Source organism: Chitinilyticum litopenaei DSM 21440 (genome assembly GCF_000428145.1).
GTDB classification, from domain to species: domain Bacteria; phylum Pseudomonadota; class Gammaproteobacteria; order Burkholderiales; family Chitinibacteraceae; genus Chitinilyticum; species Chitinilyticum litopenaei.
The window spans coordinates 1-1,318 of the sequence record NZ_ATZJ01000086.1 but is presented as its reverse complement, the minus strand read 5'-3'; the positions used below and the strand labels follow the sequence as shown (position 1 = coordinate 1,318).

The window sequence follows — 1,318 nt, the reverse complement described above, 5'->3', positions numbered from 1 at the left end:
TACAATACTTTCCGCTATTACGACCCGGAAAGCGGCCGCTATCTGACGCCCGACCCGATCGGTCTGGCGGGCGGCCTGCACCTGTACGGCTACGTACCCGACCCGAACGGCTGGATGGATCCGTGGGGGTGGGTGTGCATTCCCAACAAAAAAGCCGGGACGGCGCGAGAAGAAAGAGCAAGGGGCATACTTGAAAAACGATATGGCAAAGACAATGTTGTAAGTGAACGTTATTTACGTGATGCAAAAGGAAAATCTGTTAAAGATCCGCTAACAGGAGAACGTCGTCGAGTCGACTTCATGGTCAAGAAAAGCGATGGAAAATGGCACCCCTATGAAGTAACAAGCAAGACTGCCCCCAAAGACGTCCAAATATCCAAAGAAATAAGAATTATAGAATCCGGAGGTACTTTCTTCAAAAACCCCACAACAGGAAGAATAGAGGCAGTAGAAGGACTATCAACGATAATCAGGGCAAAATAATGGATTTCTCTTTAGTAAACACCCCTGCTCTCTTAAGCGCAAACAAAAGCGAAGAGTACCAGCAGCAGATACTAACAAGACAGTCAGCAATAGTTCACTTTCTCGTTGACAATAACTTACTAGTCAACATACCAGAACCTTTTGATGAAAGAGGAATCATTAAAAAAGATCTAATTATAAGAATGTCGAATGTAAAAAATGAAGGTATTGAACTTTTCAAGAAAGCCATCCCTAGCTGGCTCAGAAATCTTGACAAAGGTGGAGACATAGCAAATACAAAAAAACTATCACAAGAACTTGAGAAGATCAGGTCAAAAACACCATAGTACTGGTGTCGGATGATGATGCACACGTTAGGCAGTTCGTCGGTCGTCATGCCTTAGCCGTTCGGCATTCGGGCGGGCCGGGTGTAATGCGCCCAGCTGCGCCCTTCCCAGACATAGGCCGGAGTAAAGCCCTGCTGGTCCTGGTGCCGGTGCTGGTGCGGGCGGTGGTGGTTGTAATACAGCGAGAAGTGCTGCAAGGCGTGGTCGAGTTCACCGGCAGGCAGGCATACGGTGTTTGGGCGTGCCGAATAGCGTAACAAGCATGATTTTAAGGGTATATGGCCAAAATCATTTATTAGTAATGGCTGTAGCTACATACCCAAGCAACACAGCTACCAGAGGGACGCCACCGGCCGCCTCATCGCCATCCGCGAGCGCCAGCACGGCAGCGAAATCAGCCAGACCCGCTTCGAATACGACCCGCGCGACCAGATCACCGCCGTGCTGCGCGAACAGCGCCTGCCCGGCCAGGACCCGCAGCAGCGCGAACACTACCGCTACGACGCGCT

The 1,318-nt window shown here is 50.2% G+C and carries 4 protein-coding genes; 2 read left to right on the top strand and 2 right to left on the bottom strand.

The genetic code is table 11. The annotated features are described in order from the left end of the window. The coding region (locus C515_RS23245; RefSeq protein WP_144290513.1) for an RHS repeat-associated core domain-containing protein at positions 1-483 on the top strand (483 nt) is incomplete at its 5' end. Continuing rightward, a complete protein-coding gene (locus C515_RS23740) occupies positions 483-809 on the top strand; it encodes a hypothetical protein (protein ID WP_144290512.1) in 327 nt (108 codons plus the stop codon). The genes C515_RS23245 and C515_RS23740, both read left to right, overlap by 1 nt. Before the next feature lie 53 nt (positions 810-862). On the opposite strand, the gene C515_RS23735 is transcribed toward C515_RS23740, so the two are convergent. Then, positions 863-1,069, bottom strand: a complete 207-nt coding sequence (locus C515_RS23735) for a hypothetical protein (RefSeq protein WP_144290511.1) — start codon at positions 1,067-1,069, stop codon at positions 863-865. A gap of 28 nt (positions 1,070-1,097) precedes the next feature. Then, positions 1,098-1,318, bottom strand: a 221-nt coding sequence (locus tag C515_RS24120) for a hypothetical protein (protein ID WP_043650180.1), incomplete at its 5' end; no start/stop codon positions are given.

Bases quoted from the DNA above. Each gene is read 5' to 3' on its own strand.
- C515_RS23740 (WP_144290512.1), top strand. From the start codon at position 483: ATGGATTTCTCTTTAGTAAACACCCCTGCTCTCTTAAGCGCAAACAAA.